The sequence below is a fragment of the Mesorhizobium sp. M1E.F.Ca.ET.041.01.1.1 genome, from assembly GCF_003997355.1.
Taxonomy (GTDB): Bacteria; Pseudomonadota; Alphaproteobacteria; order Rhizobiales; family Rhizobiaceae; genus Mesorhizobium.
This window is the reverse complement of record NZ_RZSL01000899.1, coordinates 1-1,761: the sequence shown is the minus strand read 5'-3', so window position 1 is coordinate 1,761 and position 1,761 is coordinate 1. Positions and strand designations below refer to the sequence as shown.

Genomic DNA, 1,761 nt, shown 5'->3' with positions numbered 1-1,761 from the left:
CGATCTGCGCCAGCTTGCGGTTGTACTCGGCCGAATGATTGGTCCGCTGCTCGATGTTGGAGATGACCAGCCCGCCCGAGACGTTCGGCACCCAATAGGCGAATTTGACTGCGTCGCGATCGTTCTGTGGCATGGAAATCTCCCGGCTGGCCTGTCCCAACGATTGATCCGGCGGTGGCCGGAAGCTGCCACCAATTTATTAGTCTACTGCTTATATATACAAAGTAGGATTTTCCGTTTTCGCGGCTTGGCCCGAACGGAAATTTCAATTTTGCGTGCCCGCATTCGCCGTGGATTTTCAGCGCTCGGCCTCAATCGTCGGCAGAGCGCCGAGCCGGCTTTGGATTTCAGAGGCGACCGCTTGAGCGTGACGGGCGACTTCAGGCAGGCCCATCAGCTCTCCAAAGGTGCCGCGCGCCAGCGGGCCGGCGACGAACAGTCCTTCAAGCGGGTCACCGTCCGGACCGATGGCGCGACTGTCGAGCCCGGTTTCGATTCCGAGCCCGTGCCGATCGATCCGGATCAGGCCGGCATCGGCAAGCGATCGCAGCACCAAACTGGTCCGAAGCGCGTTGCCATGCGCGGGTCCCGTGGTGTTGATGACAGTATCGAAATGCATCGTTTCGACCTGCTTCCGTCCGCGTCGCCGCAGGCTGACGGCCAAGCGATCTCCAGCGCGGTGCGAGTCCACCAGGCTCGCGGCGATGTTGTCGAACGTGCCTTCTGCGCGGCGGCGCTCGAGCACGGTCTCGACCTGCGGCGCGATCCTGAAGCGGTGCACGTCCCAGAAGGCGCGCAGCCGGCGCGCCAGCCGCGTTCGCTCGTCTGGCGCGAGAGCGGACCATATGGCCGGTCCCTGTAGCCGCAGCTGGTCGAAAACCGACTGCCAGTTGACGCCCTCGGCGTCCGCCGCGGCCAGTGTCGAACGAACGCGCTCCAGCAGGCCAAGCGCGGTCGCGGCCGGCCTAGAGACGAAATCGCCAAAGGGCGCGCCGCGCACCTCCGGGTGCCCACGCGAGCGAAGCCCATGACGCGATACCGCAAGGATGCGGCCGCGATGGCCACGGCGGTCGAGCTCGGCGACGGTGTCGGCCGATGTGAGCCCAGAGCCGACGATCAGCACCGATGCTTCCGGAGCAATGGGACCGAGCGCATCCGCAGCGTAGACATCGGCAACGAAGCCGTGCGCTTCGGCGATCGGTGTGAGCGCGGATGGAACCCCGGGCGACGGATGCGTCATGGCGAGAACGACCATGTCGGCGGCGATCGGCTGACCGGACGTGGCCACGATCCAACCATCGCCGTTGCGCTTCACCTCGTGAGCCTGGCCTCGGATATGACGGATCGCTCCACTTTCGAGATGCGGCCTCAGTTGTTCGGCGACGTAGCGGCCGAAAACCCGCCGCCTCGGAAAAACATCGCCGTTGCACCAAACGGCGTCCGGATCGCGCTCGATCTCTCCGCTGGCCGCCAGCCAGCGCGAAAAATGCTCCGGCTCATCCGGCAACAGGCTCATCCTGGCCGCAGGCACGTTGACGCGGTGCGACGGCTCCTCGCCGGAATAGGCAAGCCCGCCACCCAGGAACGGTCGCGGCTCGACGACCGTGATGGAAGGGCGAGAAGGCTGCCGGCCAAGATGCCAGGCCACGGCCGCGCCGGTAAAGCCGCCGCCGAGAATGACGACATCGCTGTGTGGCCGGGACGGCAGCGCGTTCACGAGGCGCTGGCGAGCGATTTCGGCCGATGGTCGCCGGCGATGGT

At 65.6% G+C, this 1,761-nt stretch carries 1 protein-coding gene and 1 pseudogene; both read right to left on the bottom strand.

From position 1 onward, the window contains the following. Positions 1-133: pseudogene (locus tag EOA38_RS35640) on the bottom strand (dimethyl sulfone monooxygenase SfnG); the annotation flags it as partial. 165 nt (positions 134-298) lie between these two features. Then, a complete protein-coding gene (locus EOA38_RS35635; protein WP_348627552.1) occupies positions 299-1,648 on the bottom strand; it encodes an FAD/NAD(P)-binding protein in 1,350 nt (449 codons plus the stop codon). Positions 1,649-1,761 lie beyond the last annotated feature (113 nt).